At 27.8% G+C, this 25,174-nt stretch carries 20 protein-coding genes; 3 read left to right on the top strand and 17 right to left on the bottom strand.

Annotated features, from left to right (window positions below; translation table 11 throughout):
- Positions 1-48 precede the first annotated feature (48 nt).
- From BN899_RS05155 to BN899_RS05125, 7 genes are all read right to left on the bottom strand, one after another.
- Positions 49-1,779 carry a sigma-54 interaction domain-containing protein gene (locus BN899_RS05155; protein WP_042273465.1) on the bottom strand — a complete coding sequence of 577 codons (1,731 nt, stop codon included), beginning with the start codon at positions 1,777-1,779 and terminating at the stop codon, positions 49-51.
- Between the two features lie 182 nt (positions 1,780-1,961).
- Positions 1,962-3,488 carry an HAL/PAL/TAL family ammonia-lyase gene (locus BN899_RS05150; RefSeq protein WP_042273464.1) on the bottom strand — a complete coding sequence of 509 codons (1,527 nt, stop codon included), beginning with the start codon at positions 3,486-3,488 and terminating at the stop codon, positions 1,962-1,964.
- Positions 3,489-3,510: 22 nt separating this feature from the next.
- Positions 3,511-4,047 (bottom strand): hypothetical protein, encoded by a 537-nt coding sequence (locus tag BN899_RS05145; RefSeq protein ID WP_042273463.1) that lies wholly within the window; start codon positions 4,045-4,047, stop codon positions 3,511-3,513.
- Between the two features lie 15 nt (positions 4,048-4,062).
- A complete protein-coding gene (locus BN899_RS05140; protein WP_042273462.1) occupies positions 4,063-4,287 on the bottom strand; it encodes a hypothetical protein in 225 nt (74 codons plus the stop codon).
- Positions 4,288-4,302: 15 nt separating this feature from the next.
- On the bottom strand, positions 4,303-5,739 hold the full coding sequence (locus BN899_RS05135; protein WP_042273461.1) for a sodium:solute symporter family protein: 1,437 nt from the start codon (positions 5,737-5,739) through the stop codon (positions 4,303-4,305).
- Between the two features lie 18 nt (positions 5,740-5,757).
- Positions 5,758-7,272, bottom strand: a complete 1,515-nt coding sequence (locus tag BN899_RS05130) for an HAL/PAL/TAL family ammonia-lyase (protein ID WP_042273460.1) — start codon at positions 7,270-7,272, stop codon at positions 5,758-5,760.
- Between the two features lie 28 nt (positions 7,273-7,300).
- Complete coding sequence (locus BN899_RS05125) at positions 7,301-8,239, bottom strand: 4Fe-4S binding protein (protein WP_052356641.1); 939 nt, start codon at positions 8,237-8,239, stop codon at positions 7,301-7,303.
- Positions 8,240-8,512: 273 nt separating this feature from the next.
- Here BN899_RS05125 and BN899_RS05120 point away from each other — a divergent pair, with 273 nt between their 5' ends.
- Positions 8,513-10,159, top strand: coding sequence for a sigma-54 interaction domain-containing protein (locus tag BN899_RS05120; RefSeq protein WP_042273459.1), 1,647 nt, complete (start codon positions 8,513-8,515; stop codon positions 10,157-10,159).
- 480 nt (positions 10,160-10,639) lie between these two features.
- Here the strand turns inward: BN899_RS05120 and BN899_RS05115 are convergent, their stop codons facing one another.
- The 6 genes from BN899_RS05115 to BN899_RS05090 form a co-directional block, all read right to left on the bottom strand.
- Positions 10,640-11,599: a V-type ATP synthase subunit I domain-containing protein gene (locus BN899_RS05115; protein WP_042273458.1), complete on the bottom strand. Its 960-nt coding sequence runs from the start codon at positions 11,597-11,599 to the stop codon at positions 10,640-10,642.
- Between the two features lie 217 nt (positions 11,600-11,816).
- Complete coding sequence (locus BN899_RS05110) at positions 11,817-12,206, bottom strand: hypothetical protein (RefSeq protein WP_042273456.1); 390 nt, start codon at positions 12,204-12,206, stop codon at positions 11,817-11,819.
- 156 nt (positions 12,207-12,362) lie between these two features.
- Complete coding sequence (locus BN899_RS05105; RefSeq protein WP_042273454.1) at positions 12,363-13,334, bottom strand: alpha/beta fold hydrolase; 972 nt, start codon at positions 13,332-13,334, stop codon at positions 12,363-12,365.
- Between the two features lie 324 nt (positions 13,335-13,658).
- Positions 13,659-15,377, bottom strand: a complete 1,719-nt coding sequence (locus BN899_RS05100; protein WP_042273453.1) for an ABC transporter ATP-binding protein — start codon at positions 15,375-15,377, stop codon at positions 13,659-13,661.
- Between the two features lie 168 nt (positions 15,378-15,545).
- On the bottom strand, positions 15,546-15,908 hold the full coding sequence (locus BN899_RS05095) for an HIT family protein (protein ID WP_042273451.1): 363 nt from the start codon (positions 15,906-15,908) through the stop codon (positions 15,546-15,548).
- A gap of 38 nt (positions 15,909-15,946) precedes the next feature.
- Positions 15,947-18,457: a DEAD/DEAH box helicase family protein gene (locus BN899_RS05090; protein WP_242824083.1), complete on the bottom strand. Its 2,511-nt coding sequence runs from the start codon at positions 18,455-18,457 to the stop codon at positions 15,947-15,949.
- A 99-nt stretch (positions 18,458-18,556) separates the two neighbouring features.
- On the opposite strand from BN899_RS05090, the gene BN899_RS05085 reads away from it, so the two are divergent.
- Both BN899_RS05085 and BN899_RS05080 read left to right on the top strand, forming a co-directional pair.
- Complete coding sequence (locus BN899_RS05085; RefSeq protein WP_042273448.1) at positions 18,557-18,865, top strand: nucleoside triphosphate pyrophosphohydrolase; 309 nt, start codon at positions 18,557-18,559, stop codon at positions 18,863-18,865.
- Positions 18,866-18,888: 23 nt separating this feature from the next.
- Positions 18,889-19,284, top strand: a complete 396-nt coding sequence (locus BN899_RS05080) for a helix-turn-helix domain-containing protein (protein ID WP_052356639.1) — start codon at positions 18,889-18,891, stop codon at positions 19,282-19,284.
- Positions 19,285-19,586: 302 nt separating this feature from the next.
- Here the strand turns inward: BN899_RS05080 and BN899_RS05075 are convergent, their stop codons facing one another.
- From BN899_RS05075 to BN899_RS19380, 4 genes are all read right to left on the bottom strand, one after another.
- Positions 19,587-20,444 (bottom strand): GIY-YIG nuclease family protein, encoded by an 858-nt coding sequence (locus BN899_RS05075; RefSeq protein ID WP_042273447.1) that lies wholly within the window; start codon positions 20,442-20,444, stop codon positions 19,587-19,589.
- A 28-nt stretch (positions 20,445-20,472) separates the two neighbouring features.
- The gene (locus BN899_RS05070; RefSeq protein ID WP_042273446.1) at positions 20,473-21,966 is read right to left on the bottom strand and encodes a hypothetical protein; all 1,494 of its coding nucleotides are present in this window, start codon (positions 21,964-21,966) and stop codon (positions 20,473-20,475) included.
- Between the two features lie 251 nt (positions 21,967-22,217).
- Positions 22,218-24,251 (bottom strand): type I restriction endonuclease subunit R, encoded by a 2,034-nt coding sequence (locus BN899_RS05065; RefSeq protein WP_207636842.1) that lies wholly within the window; start codon positions 24,249-24,251, stop codon positions 22,218-22,220.
- Positions 24,251-25,156, bottom strand: coding sequence for a type I restriction endonuclease (locus tag BN899_RS19380; RefSeq protein ID WP_207636841.1), 906 nt, complete (start codon positions 25,154-25,156; stop codon positions 24,251-24,253). The genes BN899_RS05065 and BN899_RS19380 overlap by 1 nt, the downstream gene beginning before the upstream one ends.
- Between the last annotated feature and the right edge of the window lie 18 nt (positions 25,157-25,174).

Raw genomic sequence — 25,174 nt, 5'->3', positions numbered from 1 at the left:
TATGTATAAATTTTATCCTTTTTTTTGTGTATAGTTTTTATACAGTTTTTATTTTGCAATGTCTAATTTTTTTATTCTGTAAATTAAACTTTGTCTTATTATGTTTAATTGTTTAGAAGATTTGGATATGTTCCAATTATTTTCTTCTAATACGTTAACTATTATTTTTCTTTCAATGTTATTTAAAATCTCTGTTAAGGATAAGTCTTCTTTAGTATCTTCATGTAAATCTATATTAAAGTAATCCTCAACCTTTGTTTTATTTATATAAACATCTTCATTCTCATTATTGTTTAAGTTAAGTTCATATCTTATGTACTCAGTTAAACAATCTAAATCTATTATCTTTTTATTATCTTCACAGGCTATAAATAAGTTTTCTATTATATGTTCTAACTCTCTAACATTTCCTGGCCAGTTGTGTTTTTTTAGTACTTTTAGTACATCTTCATTGATTCCTTCTATACTTTTATCTAGTCTTATATTATATTTTGATATATAAAATTTAGTTAATAATTCTATATCTTCTTTTCTTTCTCTAAGTGGTGGTATTTTTATTGTTAAACTAGATATTCTGTAAAATAAGTCTTGTCTTAATCTATTGTCATTTATTAATACTTTAGGTTCTTCGTTTATTGCTGTGACTATTCTACATTCTATATTGTACATTTTGCTAGAACCTATTCTTGTGGTTCTACGCTCTTGTATTACTCTAAGTAGTTTAGTTTGCATAGATATTGGCATTGAGTTTAATTCGTCTAAAAATATTGTTCCTCTTCCTGCTTCTTCAAACAATCCAGCTGTGTCTGCTGCTCCTGTATAGGATCCTTTTACTGTGCCAAATAGAATACTTTCAAGTAAGTTTTCAGGTATAGCTGCACAGTTTATTGGAATAAATGGTTCATTTTTATTTTTTCCATAGTTGTGTATACTTTGGGCGAACACTTCTTTTCCTGTTCCAGTTTCTCCTATAATTAAAATATTACTTTCTAATAAGGCTATCTTTTGAGATAAGGTTATTAGATTTCTTATTTTTTCCCCTCCTACTATGGATGAAAACTCATATCTTGTTCCGTTTTTATTGTCATATTTTTTTGTATTTTCTATATTTCTATTTACTATTTGCCTCTTTATTTCTATAGTTTCTAATAGTAAATCCTGTAGAATTTTTTCATTTGTACTTACGGAGAAAACTCCCACTACATCATCTTCTAGTTCTATAGGATAAGTACTATAGTGGGCATATCTATGTGAAAATACTTTGTATGCATCTTTTATTGGTGTTCTAGTTTTATATACCATTTGATGTTCAGACTTATGTTCATGACCATAATCATATACTTCCCATAATTTCTTTCCTAGTACCTCTTCTTTTTTATTATCATCTAAATATTCTTGCCATTTATTGTATAATACTATTTTTCCATCTAAGTCACTTAATACTATTCCATTGTCTATTGATTCAACTACTTTTTCTAGACAATGAAGCTTAACTTTATCATCTTTATAATCATTGATACATTTCATAATAATTATTTCAGAGTTTAAATCTTCAGATTCAGTGTATTTTATTTTGAATTTTCTACCTGAGTTGTGGTCTAAGATTTGATTTTCTTTTATTTTGTCATTTATATTAAATAATTCATAAAAATTTATGTTCAAGATTTGATTTTTATCAAAGAACCTAGTGCTATATTTATTTATCCATTTCACGTTTTTGTCCTTTAGAACAAATACTGCTTCATCTATAGTATCAAATAGTTTGTGATTAACTTCCATATTTACTTATATTCCTTTCACTTCATAAGTTAAAAATATATTTGTAACACATTTTGCTATAGATATTATTATGATTTTTTACAATATATAACAATTATATCATATACTCATTTAATATAATGCCATAGTACGTAAAAAAGCTAGTGATGTAGTATTCTTTATACTATCACTAGCTATATTTCTTAAAATTTAAGTTTACCAATAACTTCTTCCGCTTCATCAACAATCTTATTATGCTTTATTAAATCTGCAATATACTCAATAGGCTCATACATATTACAATCATTTTCTATAAAATCTACACCTTTTCTAATAACATTGCAAACTTTTTTAGTTGCCTTTGATGGACTTAATTTTTCATAAAATCCTTGTGCTTGTGTTGAACAAAGTAGCTCTATTGCCACTATATACTTTGCAAGAGATATACACTCATATGACTTTAATGCTGCATTATATCCCATACTTACATAGTCCTCTTGATTTGCACAAGTTACAACATTATCAATAGTAGCAGGATGTGATAAAACTCTCATCTCTCCAAGTATTCCAGCTGATGTATACTGTGGTATCATAAGCCCATTATTAAGACCTGGATTTTTATTTAAAAATGCTGGCAATTCACTAACATGTCTATTTAGCATTCTATCAGTTCTTCTCTCACTCATTTTCATAAGATTTGTAACTGCTATTGCTAATGTATCTGCTGCTATCCCTACATAAGAACCATCTGCATTACATCCCATTATAGCTATACCTTCATCACTTCCATCATCAAATATTTGAGGATTGTCTACTGATGAATTAAGTTCTGTATTTAAAGTTATTGTTGCGTCCTGTATTATTTTTTTACAAGCTCCATGAAGTTGAGGTATGCACCTAATTGATAGTGCATCTTGTACTCTATGCCCTTCATATTCTTTTATTATCTCACTATCTTTTAAAATCTCTCTTATATTGTAGCCTGTATTTATCTGATTCTTATGAGGTCTTACCTGCATTAGTCTATCATCCATAGCCATTAGTGTTCCTTTTAGTACTTCTAGAGACATTGCTGCTGATATATCACTAGTCTTTGCTAATACTATAGCATCATATAAAGATAGTGATGTAATACCAGTTACTGAACTAGTTCCAGATAATAATGTTAATCCCTCTTTTGTAGATAATACTATAGGTTTTAATCCTACTTTGTTTAAAGCATCTTTGCCACTTACTATTTCCCCTTTATACTTTGCCTTTCCCTCTCCAATCAATACCAATGAAATATGTGCCTCTAAAGATAAATACCCAACTGAACCATGTTTAGGTACTATTGGTGTAATATTATTATTAAGCAAGGTTTTCATTTGTTCTAGCGTCTCTAGCCTTATACCTGAAAATCCTTGCCCCATATGTTGAAGCATAACAAACATTATAGCCCTTACACATTCATCATCTATTGGTTCTCCTAGAGATGTAGCATGAGATAGTATATTGTTTCTTTGTATTATTTCTCTCTCTTTAATAGGTATATATTTATTACAATTATCTCCAAGACCTGTAGTTACTCCATATATTGCTTTTTCTTTATCCGAGAATTTTTCCACTAATTTCCTACACTTTAATACTCTATCTATATATTCCTTAGAAAATTCTACCTTATATCCATATCTTGCTACATTTACAACATCATCTATTTTTATGTTTTCACCTAAAACAACTATCCCCATTTTATATCTCCCTTAATACTATTTAAAAAGTTCGTTTACTATTACATCCATCTGCTGCTATAGGCAAGTATCTTACTTTTTTTCCCTCTTCTAACTCTCCATAAAAAGCTACGTGAAAAGGTCTAAATACACTTTTTATACTTTCTATTTCCAAGGAAACATCTCCACCTACTTTTCTTCTTACTATCCTTCTAGCTAATTTCTTTGATTTTTCTATTAATACATTATCTTCATAAATTGAAAATTGAATATTATCTTCATCAGCATTTATATTTTCAATACCAGGACCGGATTCATAATAGGCTACACTACCTGTTGATCCATCTGCTATAAAAGTAATCTTTTGCTTTTTCCTATTTGCTTTAAAAATATTTTTACTTATAATATTTGGCTCATGAATCATATTCAAAGTAATTATCTTATTTTCTATATACAACACCTTCATATTATTTATCGGATTATTTTTTAATAAGATTTTACCTAAAGTATTTCCCCTTTTATTAGCTATTTCTTTTGCCTCTTTTTCACTCATGATTTTTACATAACTATCAATTTTCATAATCTTCATCTCCTACTATTTTGACTTATCCATAGGTTTGCTAAATTGCATCACTTCTTTAAAATATTTAAATAATATTGCAATAACTACTAGTATAGTTCCATAAGGCACTACCTTACCTATTATAAAATCTATTTGGTGTTGTACAGCATACCAAATAATAAATACCACTATAGGAAACAGTATTACTAAAAATCCATCTAATCCTAGCCATTGTATTTTAGAATCTTTATCAGACATAATTTCACCCCTTATTTATAAACTCTTTATTATGTTCTTTTCTTTATCTAATTTATTTAGCTCTGACTTGTCTTTTCCAATTTTATTTCCTATTACCCATAAAATAAATGATACTGGAAGAGCTATTATAATCGGCTCTAATATTCCAAAAGTTTCAGATATAGTAATTGGGTTTAATTTAAAATAAGCAAATACTAATACACCTGATATCATAGACATAAGTCCACCAGCTTGAGTCTTTTTACCTTTGTACATAAGTCCACCTACTATAGGTACAAAAGCCGCTGACATCCATAAACTCATTAAAAATGCAATTGCATCGTATACCATAGTAAACTTAAAGGCTAACAATAACCCTATTAAACCTAATATACAACAACCAATCCTACTTAAATTTACTACAGTCTTATCGCTTAATTTCTTATTAAGAAGCCTACCGTATATATCATTAGCAAGAGTAGTTCCTCCTATTAAATAGTAACTATCAAGAGTAGATATTATAGCTCCCATAAGTCCAACTATAAACATTCCCCTAAGTCCTGCTGGAAGTTCACTTAATATTACAGATACATATGCCACTTCTGGTATTGCTTCTGGATATAAACCTCTAACTATCATACCTGTAAGTACTATTACAACATCAAAAGCTACCCATAATGAGAAGCAAGTAAGCATTGCACGTCTACCTGTTTTTACTGAATTTGATGCAGAGAATCTTTGATAAAAACTTGGATCAGCATAAACATTTAGACAAAGTATTAAAAGCATTATTGCCTTTGACATAGGCATACCTGCTACTGGGTCTAATAATTCTTTATTAGCTGATAGCAATTCTTCTAATCCGCTAAGTCCCCCAACAGTATCAAATAACTTTGGAAACACCAAGCAAACTCCACACACCATACATGCAAACATAATCATATCAGTAACTGCAACTCCCATAAGTCCGCCTAAGCAAGTAAGAAGTATTGTAAGCAAAACAACAACAACACCAACTACTACTTTATCAGCTCCCCAAGCTGCTTGACCAATATAACCTGTAGCTGTGATTTCACCTAATTGTGAACAATATATAAATAAGAATATAGAACCTAATATAGCAACCCATTTACCATAAGTACTATCAAGAAAATCTGGTATAGTTACATCTGATCTGATATGTATCTTAGGCCCTACCCACAAAGCTAATGGAAATCTAATTAAATGAGCTCCAACTGACCATATAGCCCATGAAGAAAATCCAAAAGCTGCTGCATATCCTACGGTACCTACAACTCCAACACCACCATACCAAGACGCTACTAAAGTCCCTACAACTAATGACCATGGTAAGCTTCTATTTGCCAAATAAAAACTCTCCATATCCTTGATTGATTTTGAAAAGTAATATCCAACGTATATTACAAAAGCTACGAATAATATAATTACTATATTATCAACCATTGTTAACATAAACATTTCCCCCTTTATTTAAATTTCTATTTTTCCTACTTTATCTTCTACTAATGCTAGTATCTTACCACTTCTAATGTTATTAAAAATAAACTCCATATCTGGATAAATGTATCTATCATCCTCTAAAAAAGGCACCTTTTCTCTAATATAGCTACATACTTTTTCAGTTGCAGTTGACCTTTTATATGGAGATAATAAATCTGTTGCTTGAATTCCTAGCATGATTTCAATGGCTAGTATATACTGAAGTTTTTTTACTACCTTGTAAGATTTTAAAGCCGCAAAATATGCCATTGTAACTGTATCTTCTTGACTTGCACATGTTGGAACATTATCAATAGATGATGGTGATGATAATACTTTCATTTCTGAATATAACCCAGAAGCAGTATATTGTGGTATCATATATCCATTGTTTATACCTGGATTCAAAGTTAAAAATGCTGGTAAATTACTTAGGTGTCTATTGGTTAATCTGTCTATTCTTCTTTCTGATATTTTAGCTAGCATACAACTTGCTATGCATATAATATCTGAGTGACTTCCTACATAAGATCCATCAAAATTACCTCCCATAATAGCAGTATCATGTTCAGGCAATATTATAGGATTATCACTACAAGACTTCATTTCGTCTATAATTGCTATATAACTTTCATTTATTAATCTTTTAGCTGCACCGTGCATTTGAGGTATTGACCTTATAGATATGGCATCTTGTAATTTATCATTTATACTAATACTTACTATTTCACTATCCTTTAAAATTTTTGATATATTCGCTGCACAAAGTTGCTGTTCCTTGTGATTTTTGGTTTTATGAAGTCTAGCATCTAATACTTTTATAGTACTTCTTAGCCCTTCTATTGATAAAGCTGCTGAAATGTCACTTATCTTTGAAGCCATAATAGAATCATATAATGACATTATAGCTATTCCTGTTACGGAGTTTGCTCCATTTAACAATGATAAAGCTTCCTTTGATTTAAGTTTTATTGGATTAATTTTTTCTAATTTAAAACACTCTTTTGAACTTACTAGCTTTCCTTTATAATATACTTTACCTTCTCCTATAAGAGTTAGTGCAATATGACCTTCTACTGACAAATATGCTACAGAACCTTCCTGTGGTACAAATGGTGCAATATCTTTATTTAACAAATCTTTTATTATGTTTGCTGTTTCTATAGATAGTCCTGAATATCCAGTACCCGCATTTAGCAACATCTTTAGCATAATAGCTCTAACTAACTCAGTCTCTAAAGGTTCTCCCACAGAACAAGCATGAGATCTTACTAAGTTAATTTGAAGTTTTTCTACATCTGAAGTGTCTATTATATGATTTACATTGTCTCCAAAACCTGTTGTTATTCCATAAATAACCCTGTTTTCATTTACAAATTTTTCTACTAACATTCTTGCTTTTTTTATATTTTCTATGTATTCATGTGAAAATTCAAAGGATACTTTATTCCGAGCTATTGCTACAAATTCTTCTAGTGAAATATTTTCTGTATCTATCTTAATCATAATATCCCCCCTTTTTAATTATTGCTATTTAGTACTTTAAAGTTATAGCTTTTGTAGGGCAATTATCCTTGCATATTGTACATCCCCAACATTTATTTTCATCAAAGCTTATAGTTTTATTATTCATTATAAAAGCATTAAAATTACAGATTTTACTACACTTACCACAGTTAGTGCATTTATCTTTATCCCATATAATTTTGTGTACTTTCTTTGGCCATTCTTTTTCTACATTTAATATTTTAGCGGCTCTTATTGGATAACAACAACAACCATCACAGTTGCATAGCGCGCTTTCACACTCACTACTATGCATTAACCCAGATTTATTAGCTTTTATTGTTATTTCTTTAGCTTTTTCCTTTGAAATTTTTTCACCCCATTCCCTATCAACCATAGTGTTAATACCATTTTCAAATTGGATACATACATTGATAGGTTTGTTACAGTTTTTTGCCAGTGATTTACAATTACAAGGTAATATATATATATCATTGCTTTTATTTTCTAATAGTTCTAAACTTTCTTCTAGAGTTATAAAATAAGCATTTTCTATAGCACTTATTTCCCCATTTTTTAGCTTTTCTACTTTATCTATAGATCTTTTTGCGTATTCTTTAACGTACCATTCATCAATTATTTTTCTTAAATTTTCATCTATCTCTATCCATTTTTCAGGCTCATATTGAGCAAATACAGATAATCTATAATACAAACTAGAAACTTTATAAAATATCTTATTTTCAATTATTACCTTATCTATAATATTTCTTTTATAACAATTGTTTATAAACTCTTTTGGTATTACCTGTAAATTCTTATTTACTAATTCTATAAGCCCTTCTTCGGAATACGTTTTCCTTTTTATTAAAACAATAAGTTCTTCCTCATCCTTTGATATGATTTTATTTATAATACTTTCTACTTCCTTTGGTACTTCAAATATATCTATTACTTCCCTTGTCAAATTCTCACCTCGCCCTCATTTTCATTTACCTATATATATTGCAAGTATAATGCCAACTTTTAAATTTCTAACTTTTTTGTTTATTTTATGATTATTTAGCCTATATCTACCTTTTAATTAATCACTTTTTTACTTAACAGAATAATTTCAATACCTTAACCGCAAATTAATTTTGCACTTTGCAAAATAGGTTTGCACCTATGCTAAAAAATCTATATAATTAACAGTATAATAGGCATTTAAAATTCGCTTCATTAAGAAAGGATTATTAAAATGAAAGTAATCGATGCAGTGATAACTTTAGATAAACATCATTGTATATTATCAGTAAAGAGTAATACGGACTATTTTACCAAGTTTTATGAAGGGCTACTTAAACTTCATATAAACACTTCTATTCACCAAATTCTAGACATTAACTTAAATCAAAACAATGGAATATTCACTTGGAACTTAGAAAAATTTTACTATGAATTTATTACTACTAATAATGACCTATCATTTATATTTATAAAAAAGAGTATTCCTACAAATATGATATTTGAAAAAGTCCTTGATTCAATTTATTATGGAGTTCATCTATACGATCAAAACGCAAATTTAATATATTACAACAAATCTAGTTCATCAATTTCCCTTGAGACTAATGAGGAAGATGTACTAGGCAAACATCTTACAGATATATTTCCTAATATAAATCCTAAATACAGTACTATACTTACAACACTAAAAACTAAATCTCCAATTATAAATAGATGTGATACTTTTAAATCATCATCTGGTAAAACTATAACCACTATAAATTCAGCTTATCCTATTTTTTTCGATAATAACTTAGTAGGCTCCTGGATTATAGAAAGAGATTTATCTTCCATTCAAAAGAATCTATCAGATTTAAAAAGTATGGAAGATTTAATAGATAAACAAAGTGCAAATCCTCCTTTAGACAATAAAACTATTAATCATACCTTTATAGATTTAAAAGGAGAAAGTGCTAATTTTAAAGAAGCAATAAACCTAGCAATAAAGGTTTCTAGTCAAGATTGTAATGTGCTTATCTATGGTGAGACTGGAACTGGTAAAGAACTATTTGCACAAAGCATTCATAATAATAGCAAACGTTATAATGAAAAGTTTTTGGCAATTAACTGTGCTGCCATTCCTGAAAATTTGATAGAAGGAATATTATTTGGAACTACCAAAGGTGCCTTCACTGGAAGCATTGACAAGCCTGGTTTATTTGAAGAAGCAGATGGTGGTACTATATTTTTAGATGAGCTTAACTCAATGAATTTATTGTTACAATCTAAACTTCTTAGATTTTTACAAGATGGTACCTTTATGAGAGTTGGGGGTAAGAAGATTATAAAATCCAATGTTAGAATAATCTCCTCTTGCAACGAAGATCCTTTTTTTATAACAAACAATAATATTTTGAGAAAAGACTTGTTCTATAGAATATCAACTATAATAGTAAATATTCCTCCTCTTCGAGAAAGAACCGGAGATGTTGACCTTCTTTTAAAATATTTTATACATACTCTAGGAGATAAGTATTTTAAGAATATAAATCATATTTCAAAAGACGTATTAGAGGTATTAAATAATTATAATTGGCCAGGAAATGTTAGAGAACTTATGCATGTAATAGAATATGCTCTAAATACAATTGAAGGAAGTTCCTTTGAACTTACCAACTTACCTAATTATTTATTTAAAAACATTGGAAAAAAGCAAGTCGATGAAATTTCTGTTGATGTATTTGATAGCTTGCAATCTACTATGGATAATTATGAATGTGAAGTTATAAAGAAGGCTTTAGAGCATTATGGTTATAATATAAGTAAAACTGCTCAAGCCTTAGATATAAAAAGGCAAAGCTTACAGTATAGAATAAAAAAATACGGTATAGTTGTATAGAAATGGTAATCCCCCTAGCTAAGATTTCCTTAGATAAGGGGATTATCACTTTTATTATTTAATTAAAATTTGGTTTTGCCCAATCTTCATATTTGTATTCTAGTTTCCACATCATGTCTGTTAAAACTCTAAAACCACTTTTGCTTATTCCGTATTGGTAAAAGATTTCAACGTTGTTAATTTTTTGTGCCATTTCTTTTCTAATAAATATTTTGTATCCATCTGATTCAAATACTTCATCTTTATCTGTAGGCTCATCCAGAGCTACATCCCAAACGGGACCACGTCAGCCAGAGATTCTACGGATATATATTCTGAAAGCTTTTTCTTGTTTTTGTTCTTGTGTTAGTAGTTTATCTATTTGTTCTTTTGCACTTTGGTTAAGGTTGAAATTCATGGTCTCACTTCCTCTTTGTGTTTTGATTCTCAACTAGTTTATCCATAATTTTATTACCTTATTAGATAAGGTATTATCTAATCCTATATATTTTTTATAAATTCATCATATTCATTTCTCGTAACAGTAACTTCAATATTTAATTTTTCCTTATCACTTTTTAGCTTTCTTAGTATACTTTCTACACTTCTTTCTAGGTTATATACCTTGTCATAAGATTGATTGATATGTTTATCTACTGAAAGATCACTAAATATATTATCAAAGAATATATCAAAAGTTTTTGTTGTACCTGAAAATCCAACTCCACTAATGTTTACATCTCTTAATTCTTTATTGAAAGAGTTTGTTAAATTTGAAATTCTAGAAAAATGAAATTGAGCTTCATCTATTTTACTATGCTTAGCCATAGAGCTTAATAGATCTCCACCAAGTATATCAAGGGTACTCCAATTTTTTGCAGAATTTAATAGTTTTTTAGCTTGTGCTATTTCCTCTATTAGACTATCTCCAACTGATATGGATTCATTTATTTCTTTGATTTCCTTTAGGTAGCTATCAATTTTTTCTTCTATGTCTATGATTTTATTTTTAGTATTTTCATCACCATATATATTAATTAGCTCTATTTTCTTTTTTAATAAGTTGGCATATTCTTCTTCGTATTTTTCTAAGCTATTTAGTATTTTTGTTGTATCATTTATGCTAGATTTTATTGAGCTTACTCTAGATTGACAACTATCATATTGGATTTTTGCCATTATGTATTCTTTTTCTTCTTTTTCCATTTTTTCTGCTTTGTTTCCCATTACTGTAGACATTAGGTTTGATAATGATAGTGTCTTTAGCTTATCTACATCTCTTTTCTCTTTTCTAAGGTTGCTTTCTAGTTGATTTAGTTCTTCTTCACTTTTATGTAATTCTTTTTTTAGGTCATTTAGTTTATTTTCTAATACATATTTTTTAGCTACTTCGTTTTTTGCATTGTTTATTTGTATGTTTATTTGTTCTATAATATTTTTCTCCCCCTGATTTTGTTTCAAAACTATAGCGTGCTACATCTTGGTATTTATTTAATTGCTTATTATGGATTTCATTGATTACTAGATGTTCTTCTAATACTCCTTCTGAGTCTGATATATCAGATAGCAAAGGTATTAGTTGTGTATTTTCCTCTAGCTTACTTTGTGAAAAATACTATACAAAAATAACTATATCTCGGCAAGCTTAATGCTTTAACAATAAGATACAGTTATTTTGTTATTTTAATAGATTTTGGACAGTTTCTTTATCTTCGTCGCTAAATATTTGTTCAAAATACGTAGGCACTTTATCAAGATTTTTTAGCTGTATTGGTTTGCTATCATTTAGTTTTTCTGACAGATTTTCCATATTGATGCTAAAAGAATCATTTTTTTCTAGCTTTACTGTTAATTCATCCATATCTCCTTTTAAAATATAGTTTCTATCCCCTAAACTTTCATATGTTCCCTTATTTATTTCTATATTGTTAATGTATGCAACAAAGGTATTTTCATCATTTTCAAAAGAAAATTGTATATGATATCCATTTTTCATAGCGCTTTGATAAAAACCTTGTAAAGCTGTGCTTGTAAGATTTGAACATCCTACTATTAATAGTGTAACCATGATATATACAGGTATAATTAATCTTTTTTCATTTTACATCCCCCTAACCAACTTATATTAAATTTTTATCAATTTTAAACTTTGATTATATTATACAATTAATAAAATAGAGGTTTAGAATTGATAATACTAAACCTCTATTTTTTATTAAATAATTTAATTTTTTTCTATACAATAATTTATAAATTCTGTTACATGAGCTAATGTTTCCTCTGGTTTATCTGTATGTACTTGATGTGTTGCGTCTTTTATTTGAACATGCTTAGTATCATCAGACATTGACAATAAATCGCTTATTTGTTTAGTTTTCAATTCAGCAAAAGCATCACCCATAGGTCCTTGAGCCATTGCATAAGGGTCACACTCTAAATAAAGTAAAGGTATGTCTCTTAATGCATTTTTATCATTTTTAACTTGATTTTCACCCATAAGAACCTCATCTAATGTTCCATCATACTTATTATATACAGATAATTGTTCGTCTCCCATTCCCGGGACAAATGATTCGAAAAACTCATACATTTCACCATTAGCACTTCTACCAGTTGAATCTATAAATACTATGCCCTGTACTTTTTCTTTATGCATTTTTGCAAACTCTATAGCAGTATGACCACCTAAAGAGTGTGTTACTAAAATATATGGTTCTGGAAGATTTTTAGCTTGTAATAATTTATATAGGTTCTCCGCCTTATCCTTTGCTGTCTTAGTAGTACCATCAAAATCAGCTTCATTATATTCTATTGTTCCACCATCTCTAAGAGTTTTTCTCTCATTATCACTAAGAGGAGCCATATTTCCTGTATCACTGCTTTCCCCTAATCCTGCTCTATCATATGTCAACGTTTTTGCTATCTTTGATAATTCCCCTTGCATATATGTAAAATTATCTAATGTATTTCCATAACCTGTATCAAATACAATGGTTACATCCCCTTCACCCATTTCTTTTGAATTCAATACAATTCCATTATCTAACTTCACCTTTTCTGTACTTGCCATTCTTATCTGACTCTCTTTTATATTCACACCTTTTTCTGCGAATACAAGTGATGAAGAGCAGTTTATTGTTATCAGGCACACCGCTAAACTATAACCAATTACACCCCTTAAGTTTTTTCTTTTCATTACTTATTCCCCTTTTGCTTTAGTTTTTAGTTATATTAAATCTTTTGTGATAAATACTTACTAAACTTTAAATGTCGCGAATGAATCATAGATTCCATTGCTCAAAGTAAGTGGATTTTTATTCAGTAAATCCAACTGCAAGTTACAATATTTACCAAAATTTTAATATAGACAATGTATATGTTAACACTTTCACAATGATTATTCAACTAGTTTAAATATTAAAAATTTGCTTTATAGTAATATTTTATATAACTTTCTTCCATGTAATTGTAATTATTTAATATATAAGTTATACCTCGTTTATAAATTATTTAGATATATTTATTTATCTGATATATCTACTTCTTCACTTTGTAGATAATATAAACTATAAAAATATCCTTTCATATTAATTAGTTCTTTAAATGAACCTTTTTCTATAACTGAACCATCTTTCATAACTATTATTTCATCATATTTTAGTAATATATTTTTTATAAGCTTGTGAGTTACTACTATTAACGTCAAATCATCAATGGATAATAGTGAGTTTTCTAAATTATACGCAGTTTCATTATCTAATGCAGAAGTTGATTCATCTAAAATTAATATCTTAGTATTATTTATAAGTGAACGAGCAATAGCTATTCTTTGCTTTTCTCCTCCAGATAATTTATTTCCATTTTCTCCAACTAAAGAATCAATTCCTTTAGGAAGTTGTTTTATTAAATTAGATAAACCAGATCTTTTGCATATATTTAAAACTTCATCATCACTATAATCTCCAAATAATTTAATATTTTCTTTTATAGTATCATCAAACATAAATACATTTTGCTGAATCATAGACATATTTTTATATAAATCATTACTAAATATATTTTGGATATTTTTGTTATCTATTGATATCTCTCCATCATAAGTTTTGTAATATCTCATTAGTAGCTTTATTAGTGTACTTTTACCACATCCACTTTCTCCTACTATTGCATACTTTTTATTTTTATCAAAAGTTAAATTAACATTATTTAGAGTTTTTCTATCTTCAGTATAAGAAAAGTTTAAATTATTAACTTTGATGCTTTCTTCAAATATTGGTAATTGTTCATTTTCAACATCTTCATTTAGGTCATTAATTATATTATCAATTTTATCTGCTATAAGAGATACTGATTTTATTTGATTGATTAAAGATATACTTACTTTAACAGGCCCTACTACATGAGTACTTAATTGAATTATTATTATAGCTGTACCAACTGTTATCTCTCCTTTATACATTAGGTATCCACCTAATATTAAAACACCTAAGTATATAGTAACACTAAAAGAAAGTGAGAATCCCCTTATAATAGCTTCAAGTATAGAACATTTTCTCTTGCTAGTTTCTACATTATTAGAAGAGTTTTTAAATATTTCATTAATTTTACTTCCTATATTAAATCCTTTTATTACTTCAAATCCTGAAAATAAATCCTTAGTAACAGAAGTTATTTCTTCTAAATTTTGTGAGTAATTATTTTTTTCTATTACTAATTTTTTAGATAAAGCACTTGGTATTACAAATCCCAAAGTTCCAAATACAGCAATAAATATTACTATGTATGGACTAATAGAAAATAAAAATACTAACGATATTATAAAAGATATAAAAGATGATATTACAAGAAAGATATTATTTAATAAACTATCTTCTATTATTTTTATATCATTGTAAAGAATTGATATATACTTACCACTATTATCTAGTGAGAAATCTTTCATATCTTTATTTAGTATTTTATTAAATATATCCGTTTTCATATAATTTACTGTGCTTTTTATATAAGAGGACATAACTTTTCCGTCTATATATTCGGTTAAAAATAATATTATTATAAGCAAAATACTTACAACAATAATAGGTACAAACTTTTCACTACTTCCACTTGCAAATATATCTACTATAAATCCCATAATAAAATCAAATGCTATGACAGATAAGGCTGCCATAGATATAGTGAGTATTCTTGTGAAAAATAAAAGTTTATATTTAAAAATGTATTTCCATAATTTCTTCATTATTGCCTCCCAATTTTCTTTAACTTCTATCTATCTATTTTTAATCATTTAAACTATACCACTTAGAGTTAGCTTTAAGTCAAGTCTTTTATTATATTAGTAATAAATAACCCCCTTCATACTTAATAGTAAAGGAGGTTATTTATATATTATAGTTGACCTTATTTCCTAATATTTCATTTTATCAGGTATTACCCCTCTTACACCACCTTGAGGTGAATTAGTATCTCCAATGTATCTTGGTATTAGATGCACATGAACATGCATTACAGTTTGCCCTGATACTTCTCCACAGTTTACACCTACATTGTAAGCATCTGGGCTATACTTATCATCTAATAATTTTTTACCTTCGTCTACTAAATCAAATATAGCTTCTCTTTCTTCTTTTGTTATATCAAAGAAGTCTTTAACATGCCTTTTAGGAATGAAAAGCATGTGTCCTTTGTTTACTGGAAACTTATCATATATAGCATAAGCTAATTCATTTTCTAATACGTAATTATTCATATCGCAAAATATACAGTTCATAATTTCTCCTTTATCCTACCGAACGTTTCGTTAGTCCCTTATTTCTTTTCGTATCTATTTTTATAAAATTCTTTTGTCCTAAAATCTATTGTCTCTTTAACGTTTTCTATAAATACATTATTATTTAAGAATTTTTCTAATTCATCATTTAAACTTACATATTCATTATCTTCATAGAAAAATTCACTACTGCTTTTTAATAAAAACTTAACTGAATTTTTTCTTGCTAAAGATATATAGTTTTTCTTATCCCAATTCATAAAATCTTTAGTTGATTTATCTTTTAACATATCAACTTTGTTAGATCCTTTAGTATAAAATTCTTTAAAGCTTTTATATAAGTCTTCATCATCTATTTTATGTTTTAATTTTCCATTATTATAAAATGTTAAAAACACTGGTAGTTTATAACTTTTACTCATTGCTGTATTTTCTAACATATTTATAAATTCATATCCAAAGCTATTTAAAATTTCCTTTTCATCTTCATTAAGTTCATCTATTTTATTTAAGAAAGATAAATAATCTTTAAATATATTTAATTTACTTTTCTTTTTCATATTGTCATATAAATCATAATCCATATAAGTAAATAAATCTAGCCTTGAAGGTCTATGTCCTAAATCTTCTTTTACTTTGTAATACTCTTCAATTATCATATCTTCTAGCTTTTGATTTTCCTTATTCATTCTTTCAAATAAATCTATAAGTCTAAAATCAAAATCTATAAAGCAATCTTCTGGATAATCATCTTCTTTTAATATGCTACTGCCTTTACTACTTGATATATTCTCTTTACATTTCCCAGACAATAAATATGGTACTAAGTTTGCTTTTTTATAATTTCCTATAAAGTCTAATACATTTAAGTAATTTTTATTTTTATCTTTTCTAAGGCCTCTTCCTAATTGTTGTAAAAATACTGTTGGTGATTCTGTTGGTCTTAAAAACATAACCATATCTATACTTTTTACATCTAGTCCCTCGTTAAACATATCAACAGAGAAAATTACTTTTAATTCTTCATTTCTAAGTTTTTTAAGAGCTTCATTTCTTTCTATGCTATGTTCTCCTTCACTTCCACTATATACAGCACATGAAGGTACTCCATTATCATTAAAGTATTTTGCCATATACTCTGCATGTGATTTACTTGTACAAAATCCTAGAGCTTGTCTTGATTTATACTTTTTATAATGATTTAGTACTAGATTTGCTCTATTGCCTACGTTAAGAGCTTTCTCAAGTTCTTTATTATTGTATTTTCCATTTTTAAATTCTACTTCTTCATAGTTTATACTATCATCATAAATTCCATAATATCTAAAAGGCACTAACCACCCCTTATCTATTGCTCCTTTTAAGTTAACTTCATAAACTGTATTGTAATCACATATGCTAAATACATCTTTGTTATCTAGTCTATCAGGAGTTGCTGTAAGTCCTAGCATAAACTTTGGTTCAAAGTAGTTTATAATATTTTGGTAGTTAGAAGATACTGCATGGTGGAATTCATCTACTACTATGTAATCAAAGTAATCTTTTGGAAAATAATCTTCATTTAGATATTCTTTCTTTCCTAAACTTTGAACAGATGCAAATATTATATCTTTATTATTGTCTCTTGTAGAATTCATAAAAAATCCCATGTTGTATTCTTCATTAGAATTTAATTTTTCTAATTCACTAGGTTCTGCTACCATTAGGTTATTATCTATATTTTTAATTAATTTATCAGTTCTTATATTTTTAAAGCTTTCATAAGCTTGTTTTAATATTTCTTCTCTATGAGCTACGAATAAAACTCTTTCAAACTCTCTACTATCAAATGCTGCTAAATATGTTTTACCTATTCCTGTTGCTGCTACTACTAGACCTTTGTCGTTTCCATCTAGTCTTGTTTTTTTTAGTTGATATAAAGCTTCTATTTGAGCTCCTCTTGGTTCAAAGATGTTGGTTACTTTTGGATTATCGTTATAAACATAATTTATTTCTTCTTTTTTAAGCTCAATACTTGAATAAATTTTTGGCTTTTTCCACGTTTTAGAGTATCTTTCTAGTTCTTCATCATTTACTATTATTGATTCATTGTTGAATAAGTCTTCAAACATATCTTTGAAATATTTAAAGTCTTCATATTGTTTATTTTTGTCTATTCTATAATTCCATTCAATACCACTTGTTAAAGCTGATCTTGAAAGATTTGAAGATCCTATGAAAATTTCTCCTTCAGTTTTGTTTTCAAATATGTATGCCTTTGGATGAAAACTTCTTTTTGTATCGTTGTAAAATCTTATGTCAAGATTTTCTCCTAGTATATCTTTTATTAAATATAGTGCTGATGGTTGTGTTATGTTTAAGTAGTTTCCTGTTAGTATTCTTATTGGAATGTTTTTGTGTTTTATTTCTTCTAAGTCTTTTTGTATTAGTTTTACTCCACTTTCCATAAGAAATGATACTATTATGTCTATTGATGTAGCATTATGTATGCTTTGTTGTATATGTTTATATAGGTGGTCACTATGACCTGTTATGCAGTTTAAATTCATGTCATTTCCTTTCTTTTTGTTATGGTTATATTGTATCATGTTTTGACATTTTAGGTTAAGGTAGGTATAATTTTTGTATTATTATGTTGGAGGTTTTTTATGAAGGTTTATGATAAGTTGGTTAGGGATAGGATTCCTGAGATTATAGAGAAAAGTGGGAAAAAGTGCGATGTTGAGGTTGTTAGTGATGATGTGGCGCTAGAGTATCTTTATATGAAGCTTGAGGAAGAGACTAAGGAGCTTCTTGAGGATAAGAATTTAGAAGAGATTGCTGATGTTATGGAAGTACTTTTTGCTATTGCTAGTAAGTATGGTTATAGTGAGGAAGATGTACTTAATAAAAGGAATGAAAAGAAAAATGATCGTGGTGGATTTGAAGATAATTTAATCTTAAAAAATGTTTATTAAAAAATTAAAAGGGGGATTTTATATTGGACACTATAGGAGATAGAATAAGTAAAGCTAGAAGACATTTAGATTTAAGCCAGAAAGAGTTATGCCAAATTGCTGGTATTACAGAAGGAAGCTTATCAAGATATGAAAATAATATAAGAGAGCCTAAATGTGACGCTATAAAAAAATTAGCAAAAGCTTTGGATGTTTCTACTGATTATCTAATGGGTTTAACAGATGAAATGCATAAAAATAGCTCTATTATAAATTATAACTTACCTAAAGATTTGGATAAATTTATCATTGATGTTGAAAAGCATTTACTAGAAAATGAATTCTTTGTAAATGGTAAAAAAATATCAACTACATTTGTTTATGACGTACTAAGATCTATAAAGGCTGGAGCTCTTTTGTCTATAAATGAAATAGAATAGTTATTACTATTAACAAAATAACACCTTACTTTTATGGTAAGGTGTTATTCACTCCAGCAAATAATAACCCGCATCAGGTTATTATCCAATCTATAATTTTATACTTTTACATTTTTTTACACTTCTAACCCATCCATTATAATAGAATAAAAAGAGATACTTTAAAGTATTCCTTTATCAATTTATGTCATATAACTTCATAATATATTTAAAAATTTAATCAATTTATCTACTTAATTGCATTGAAATTAAATACTCATTAGAATAACAATTATATAATATATTTCTAAATCAGTACTTTATTAACTTAAACTTTCTTTTTCTATATCTTTTAATGTTTTTCCATTGCATTTCCATATTATTCTTCCATTTGTAGAAGCTCCTAAAATAACATCTGAAGCTGCACTTGGACTATTAAATATATAGTCATCTTTGAATATATAATATCCATTACTATCTTCAACTAATATCTTATCTTCTATTAGTGATTCTCTAATTCCTACTGTTCTTTTGCCAATAGACTTAGCACATTCTTTAACAGCATATGATCCTTTTAATACAGCGTATTTATAATCTACTATTTTCATACTTGCAATTACGTTTTTACTACTTAGAATATATGTATTTTCATCAATCTTAGCTTCATTTCCATATAATTTATCTATATTGTTAAATATATCAATGCCTAAAGATGAAAGTATAAGCTTTATAGACTCTATAAACTGACTAACTTCAGCTTCATCTACCTCAGATATATTGGGCTTTACTGGATTATTGGAGTTATCTAATTCAATATTGTGTGATTTTCTTGCTATGTCTATAAGTTCTGATTCTATGTATTGTATCTGAGTTTTAGTTATATAGTTATCTTTTGAAGTAAATACTATTGCTTCATTCCAAAACTCTTTGTTATTAGAGTGACTTTTTAATCTAGGTAGTACAGGATCACCTTCACCTATATATACTTTTGTACTATCATTTTCCGTTCCTATTAATATATATACACCTGGTTTTTCTGCTTCTGATCTTTTTATAAAGTCCTTTAGCTTTTGCCTAGGAAATATGGTTGTATGTATAGTCATATTTGATATTTCTACTGTTCTTAATCCATTTCCCTCTCCATCTACTAAAAATAGCCTTATTAATCTTCCATTACTCAAGTTATTTTCTCCTTATAAATATATTGTTCTATTTGATAATATATTTTAATGTATTAAATTCATTGTCAATACTATTATCAGATATAATTTTATAATCTATATCTAGTGATTCTTCACCTTTTATAAATATATATGTAGGCAGTAGTATCTTTTCACCAGGCCTTATCTTATTCAATTTATAAGTTATATTCGCACCTTTATCATCTCTATCTTGTTTCATATTAAATAAATATTGTAACTTTCTTTTATAAAACTCTTCTCGTTCTTTATCTGTTTTTCTTAAGAATTTAAATTGTTCTATAGGATCATATTGTATTGGAAATATACCTAAATCACCATTATGTTTTTGTGATAAAATATCATCTATTATTCTATATTCATCTACTTCTAAATATTCTGAAAATAGTACTAATTCTTTGTTATTTTCGTCCAGTATTTCATAATTATCCGGTATCTTTATTTTTATAGAAATATTCTCATTATTTAGTTCACCTTTATTTTCAATGCATAGCGGTATAGCATTATATCCACCTAAAAGTTCATTCGTTGTATAGTCATATGCCTTTAAAATAGTTAGTAACAGATCTAGTTCTTCTAGTTTATAAAATTTTTCTTTTTCTTCATCGCTTCCATAGCAATTAAAGTTTGTATATCCATCTATATTTACTGAAACTATATCTTCTTTTAAATTGCCCACATAAAAAAAATTAGTTTCATCTATTTGCAGACCTAAATATTTTCTTATATTTTGTATAATAGATTCTATTTTCTCCTTAGGATACATACATGATATTTTAGTAGGTATACTCTTTCCTCGTAATTTAAAGTCAAATTTATCTTCTGTGCTTATATTTTTAATTTTATACTCTTGTATTTCATTTACTAATTCTCTCGCCTTAGCTTCTATTTCTACTACCTTGTCTGGCTTTTTAAATTGACCTGAATTAATACTTTCCATACTCTCTATCAACTCATGAGTTTGTTCATTATATAGCTTTAAATATACCTCATTCTCTTTAATTAATTTCTTATTCATATCCTTTATCTCAGACAACTCATCTAAGATATCTTGCGTTCTATCATAGATTTTAGATGTCATATCATAGATTTCATCTACTTCAATATATACTTCAGATTGTCTGAATATTTCTCTTATTTTTATATCTCTAAACATTGCTGTTCTTAATGCTCTTTGAAAGAATTCTACAAACTGTACCTTTATGTCACTGTCTAGTCCATATCCATCTAAACTTATGGTTGATAAATCTAGTTTGTTTGAATACAAACTTCCTTCAACTATTTCAAGTAATTTTTCATTCTGTAATATATCCTCTATTACACTCTTATCTAACTTCCCTTCAAACCTAAATATACAAAGTTCTATAGTCGATTCTAGAACAGCAGCTAATCTATTTTCAATTATAGATTCATTAATTTTACTTAATTCTTTATCTTTCTTAAAGATTTTAATAAATGAATCTATTGTTGTTACTTTAGTTAAAAAAGCCATTATATCTATCATTTTTATTCCCCTTTTTTACTAATTAATTCTTTTACGCATTAGTTTATATAATATTTTATTTCTAAAGGTTTTCCTCACACTCTAAGTAATCTATATATTTAAGTAAACTATTATAATATTTACTATTAAAATAATTATTTTTATTGTTATATTCTTCACAACTCAATATTATAGCGAATCTTTTCGATTTTATTCTCCTCCTATTTTAAGCCTAAAAGTCCTACCTATATAAGATAGGACTTTCTTCTTTATTAATAATACTCTGCTATATATCCATAAGTCTTTTCCACAAGCTCCTTATCACCTTGCAACTTGTACTGAGCAAAAACCTTCAATATAGCAATCCTTACCTCTCTTTGCCCCTTACTAGACTCTTGCCATCCAATAAACAACTTAACCTCATTAACAATCTTATTATCTATATCATTAACAAGATTCTCAACAACAATATTTGGCTTCTCTCCCTTGACATCATTAAACAACTCAGTCAAAGCAGCCTTACCAGTCTTCACAGCATAAAGCTCCTCTTCATCATTAACAGACTCTTTTTCTCTTTTTATAACTTCCTTAGCTAACGCTATAAGCTCCTTTAAAAACTCCACACTATGCATAAAATTAGACTCATATTTAACCTTTAACTCCTCTAACTTATCAGCAAGCTCTTTAAACTGAAGTTGACCTTCTTCAATATTTTTTCTAATCCTCTTAGTAACATCAAGTTCTATTCTCTTTACTTCAACAGGATTATTTATACTCATAATCTCACTTATAAGAGTTGGATCTAAAACTATTTTATCTAAATCATCATAAATATTAACAGCATGAATATTTCTATTTATAATCTCCATAGTCTTAGCACCTAGTCTATGCCATATAAGCGATCCCATATTATTAGATGGCCTTATAGATCTATAAACATCAGTTAACCATCTATAATCATCTATATGATTTTCAAGTATCTCATGTGGTGAAATGGCTTCCCATAACTTAGATAAATGAGAATAAAACTTACCAAACTGATCTCTTATCTCATCATTATATAAACAATTTTGAGCAGCTATCAATCCATCATATCCATCAATATCTCTATCTATACATTCAAAATATGATAAACATTTCTTAAGTATTATTGGAAACTCTTTTACATAGCCATCTATATTCTCAATGACCTTTTGCATAGACTCACTATCAAAACTTAAAGCCTTGCTAACTTCATCAAACACACCTATATAATCAACTATTAAACCAAACTCTTTATGCTTATATACTCTATTTACTCTACATATAGCCTGTAATAAAGTATGCTCTTTAAGTGGTTTATCTAAATACATAGTTTGAGCTATTGGTGCATCAAATCCTGTAAGAAGTTTAGCTGTTACTATAAGTATCTTTAAGGGATCATCAACTTTTTTATAGTGATTTTCTATAAGCCTTTTTTCTTCATCTTCACCTCTATCATATTGTTCGTACTCTTGACCTTCACCTTTTTTAACAGTCATAACAATAGTAGAAGCTTCTTTACCTAGTAATTCGTCTAAATGCTCTTTATACTTTATACAACATTCTCTATCATAACAAACTACCATAGCCTTAAACTTTTGTGGCTCTACTACATTTTTATAATGATACGCAATATCCCCACAAACAGCTTTAATTCTTTCATCTGATTTTATAAATGTAGCTATACCACCAGCTCTTTTTGTAAGCTCTTTCTTCTCTAAATCACTTAAACTATCTGTAAGTTCATCTAATTCTTTTTTCATTTTTTCTTTATCTAAATGAAGATTTACAAGTCTCGGCTCAAATGTAAGTGGCTTTGTAGCATCATCTCTTATGGAATCTTCAAATGAATATTTACTTATATATCCATCTTTATCTTCTTCACATCCAAAGGTTGCAAAGGTATTTCTTTCTCTTTTATTTATAGGAGTACCAGTAAGACCAAAGAAAAATGCATTAGGTAGAGCTTTTCTCATTAATATACCTAAATCACCTTCTTGAGTTCTGTGGGCCTCGTCTACTAAAACTATTATATTTTCTCTTTCATTTAAAGTTTCTTTTACATCTTTAAATCTAAATATAGTAGTTATTATTATTTTCCTAGAATCATTTTTAAGTTCATCTTCTAGTGATTTTATACTTTTAGCAGTTTTCATGTTAGGAACATCTGCTGCTGTAAATGTTCCTGTTATTTGTGTATCTAGGTCTTTTCTATCTACAACTACAAGTAAAGTAGGATTTTTTAAGTCTTTATGCATTCTAAGCTTCATTGCTGCAAATAACATTAAAAGTGATTTACCTGAACCTTGAAAATGCCATATAAGTCCTTTTTAATTTTTCCTTCTTTAACTCTTTCAACCATTTTGTTAGTTGCATCATATTGTTGTGATCTACATATAACTTTTATTCTTCTGTTGTCATTATCGCTTGTAAATATTATAAAGTTCTTTAATAAGTCTAAAAATACTTCATGGTTAAACATTTCATGTATAGGATATTGAATGTTATCTAGACTTTTATATCTTCCTTCAAAATCTCTCCATGATGCCCATTTATCTAATGGACATTTTATTGTTCCATATTTAAATTCTTTTCCTTCACTTGCAAAGTTAAGCACATTTGATACAAAAAGCTGTGGTGCGTTATTTTCATAGTCATCTAGTATTTGCTTTGCTCCTGTTACCCAAGATACTGATGAGTTTACTGGACTTTTACATTCTCCTATAGACACTGGTAGACCGTTTATAAGGAGAACTAGATCTTCTCTAGTTCCCTTATCACTGTTTTTTGAGTTCATCATATATTCCATAGTAACTATAAACTCATTTTTAGATGTATCATCAAAGTCTATTAACTTTACTGGAACATATTCATCATTTTCTCCAAATGGCATAGTTTTTTCCCCTCTAAGCCATTCAAAGAACTCTTCATTTGCTCTAACTATTCCCTTGTGTTTTGCATTTACTATTATTTCTCTTAGTCTACGTATTACTTCATCTGCTCTTGATGGAACTTGATTTATTTCTGGATTTATTCTTATTAAAGCTTCTTTTAATTTTGATTCAACTATAGGATCATCATTTTTTCTTATTAACTGATTTGAAGTTATAAATGTCCAATCATTTTTAACTAATAAATCTCGTATATAGTTTCTTACAGCCTTATCTTCTGTATATATACTTCTAACCATAAACGGTCCCCCTTTTAT

The organism is Faecalimicrobium dakarense, assembly GCF_000499525.1.
GTDB lineage: Bacteria > Bacillota > Clostridia > Peptostreptococcales > Peptostreptococcaceae > Faecalimicrobium > Faecalimicrobium dakarense.
This window is presented reverse-complemented; position numbering and strand designations above follow the sequence as displayed.

Excerpts from the sequence above, each read along its gene's own strand:
- BN899_RS05155 (WP_042273465.1), bottom strand. The coding sequence starts at position 1,779 with ATGGAAGTTAATCACAAACTATTTGATACTATAGATGAAGCAGTATTT.
- BN899_RS05150 (WP_042273464.1), bottom strand. The coding sequence starts at position 3,488 with ATGGGGATAGTTGTTTTAGGTGAAAACATAAAAATAGATGATGTTGTA.
- BN899_RS05145 (WP_042273463.1), bottom strand. The coding sequence starts at position 4,047 with ATGAAAATTGATAGTTATGTAAAAATCATGAGTGAAAAAGAGGCAAAA.
- BN899_RS05140 (WP_042273462.1), bottom strand. The coding sequence starts at position 4,287 with ATGTCTGATAAAGATTCTAAAATACAATGGCTAGGATTAGATGGATTT.
- BN899_RS05135 (WP_042273461.1), bottom strand. The coding sequence starts at position 5,739 with ATGTTAACAATGGTTGATAATATAGTAATTATATTATTCGTAGCTTTT.
- BN899_RS05130 (WP_042273460.1), bottom strand. The coding sequence starts at position 7,272 with ATGATTAAGATAGATACAGAAAATATTTCACTAGAAGAATTTGTAGCA.
- BN899_RS05120 (WP_042273459.1), top strand. The coding sequence starts at position 8,513 with ATGAAAGTAATCGATGCAGTGATAACTTTAGATAAACATCATTGTATA.
- BN899_RS05110 (WP_042273456.1), bottom strand. The coding sequence starts at position 12,206 with ATGGTTACACTATTAATAGTAGGATGTTCAAATCTTACAAGCACAGCT.
- BN899_RS05105 (WP_042273454.1), bottom strand. The coding sequence starts at position 13,334 with ATGAAAAGAAAAAACTTAAGGGGTGTAATTGGTTATAGTTTAGCGGTG.
- BN899_RS05100 (WP_042273453.1), bottom strand. The coding sequence starts at position 15,377 with ATGAAGAAATTATGGAAATACATTTTTAAATATAAACTTTTATTTTTC.
- BN899_RS05095 (WP_042273451.1), bottom strand. The coding sequence starts at position 15,908 with ATGAACTGTATATTTTGCGATATGAATAATTACGTATTAGAAAATGAA.
- BN899_RS05090 (WP_242824083.1), bottom strand. The coding sequence starts at position 18,457 with ATGAATTTAAACTGCATAACAGGTCATAGTGACCACCTATATAAACAT.
- BN899_RS05085 (WP_042273448.1), top strand. The coding sequence starts at position 18,557 with ATGAAGGTTTATGATAAGTTGGTTAGGGATAGGATTCCTGAGATTATA.
- BN899_RS05070 (WP_042273446.1), bottom strand. The coding sequence starts at position 21,966 with ATGATAGATATAATGGCTTTTTTAACTAAAGTAACAACAATAGATTCA.
- BN899_RS05065 (WP_207636842.1), bottom strand. The coding sequence starts at position 24,251 with ATGTTATTTGCAGCAATGAAGCTTAGAATGCATAAAGACTTAAAAAAT.
- BN899_RS19380 (WP_207636841.1), bottom strand. The coding sequence starts at position 25,156 with ATGGTTAGAAGTATATATACAGAAGATAAGGCTGTAAGAAACTATATA.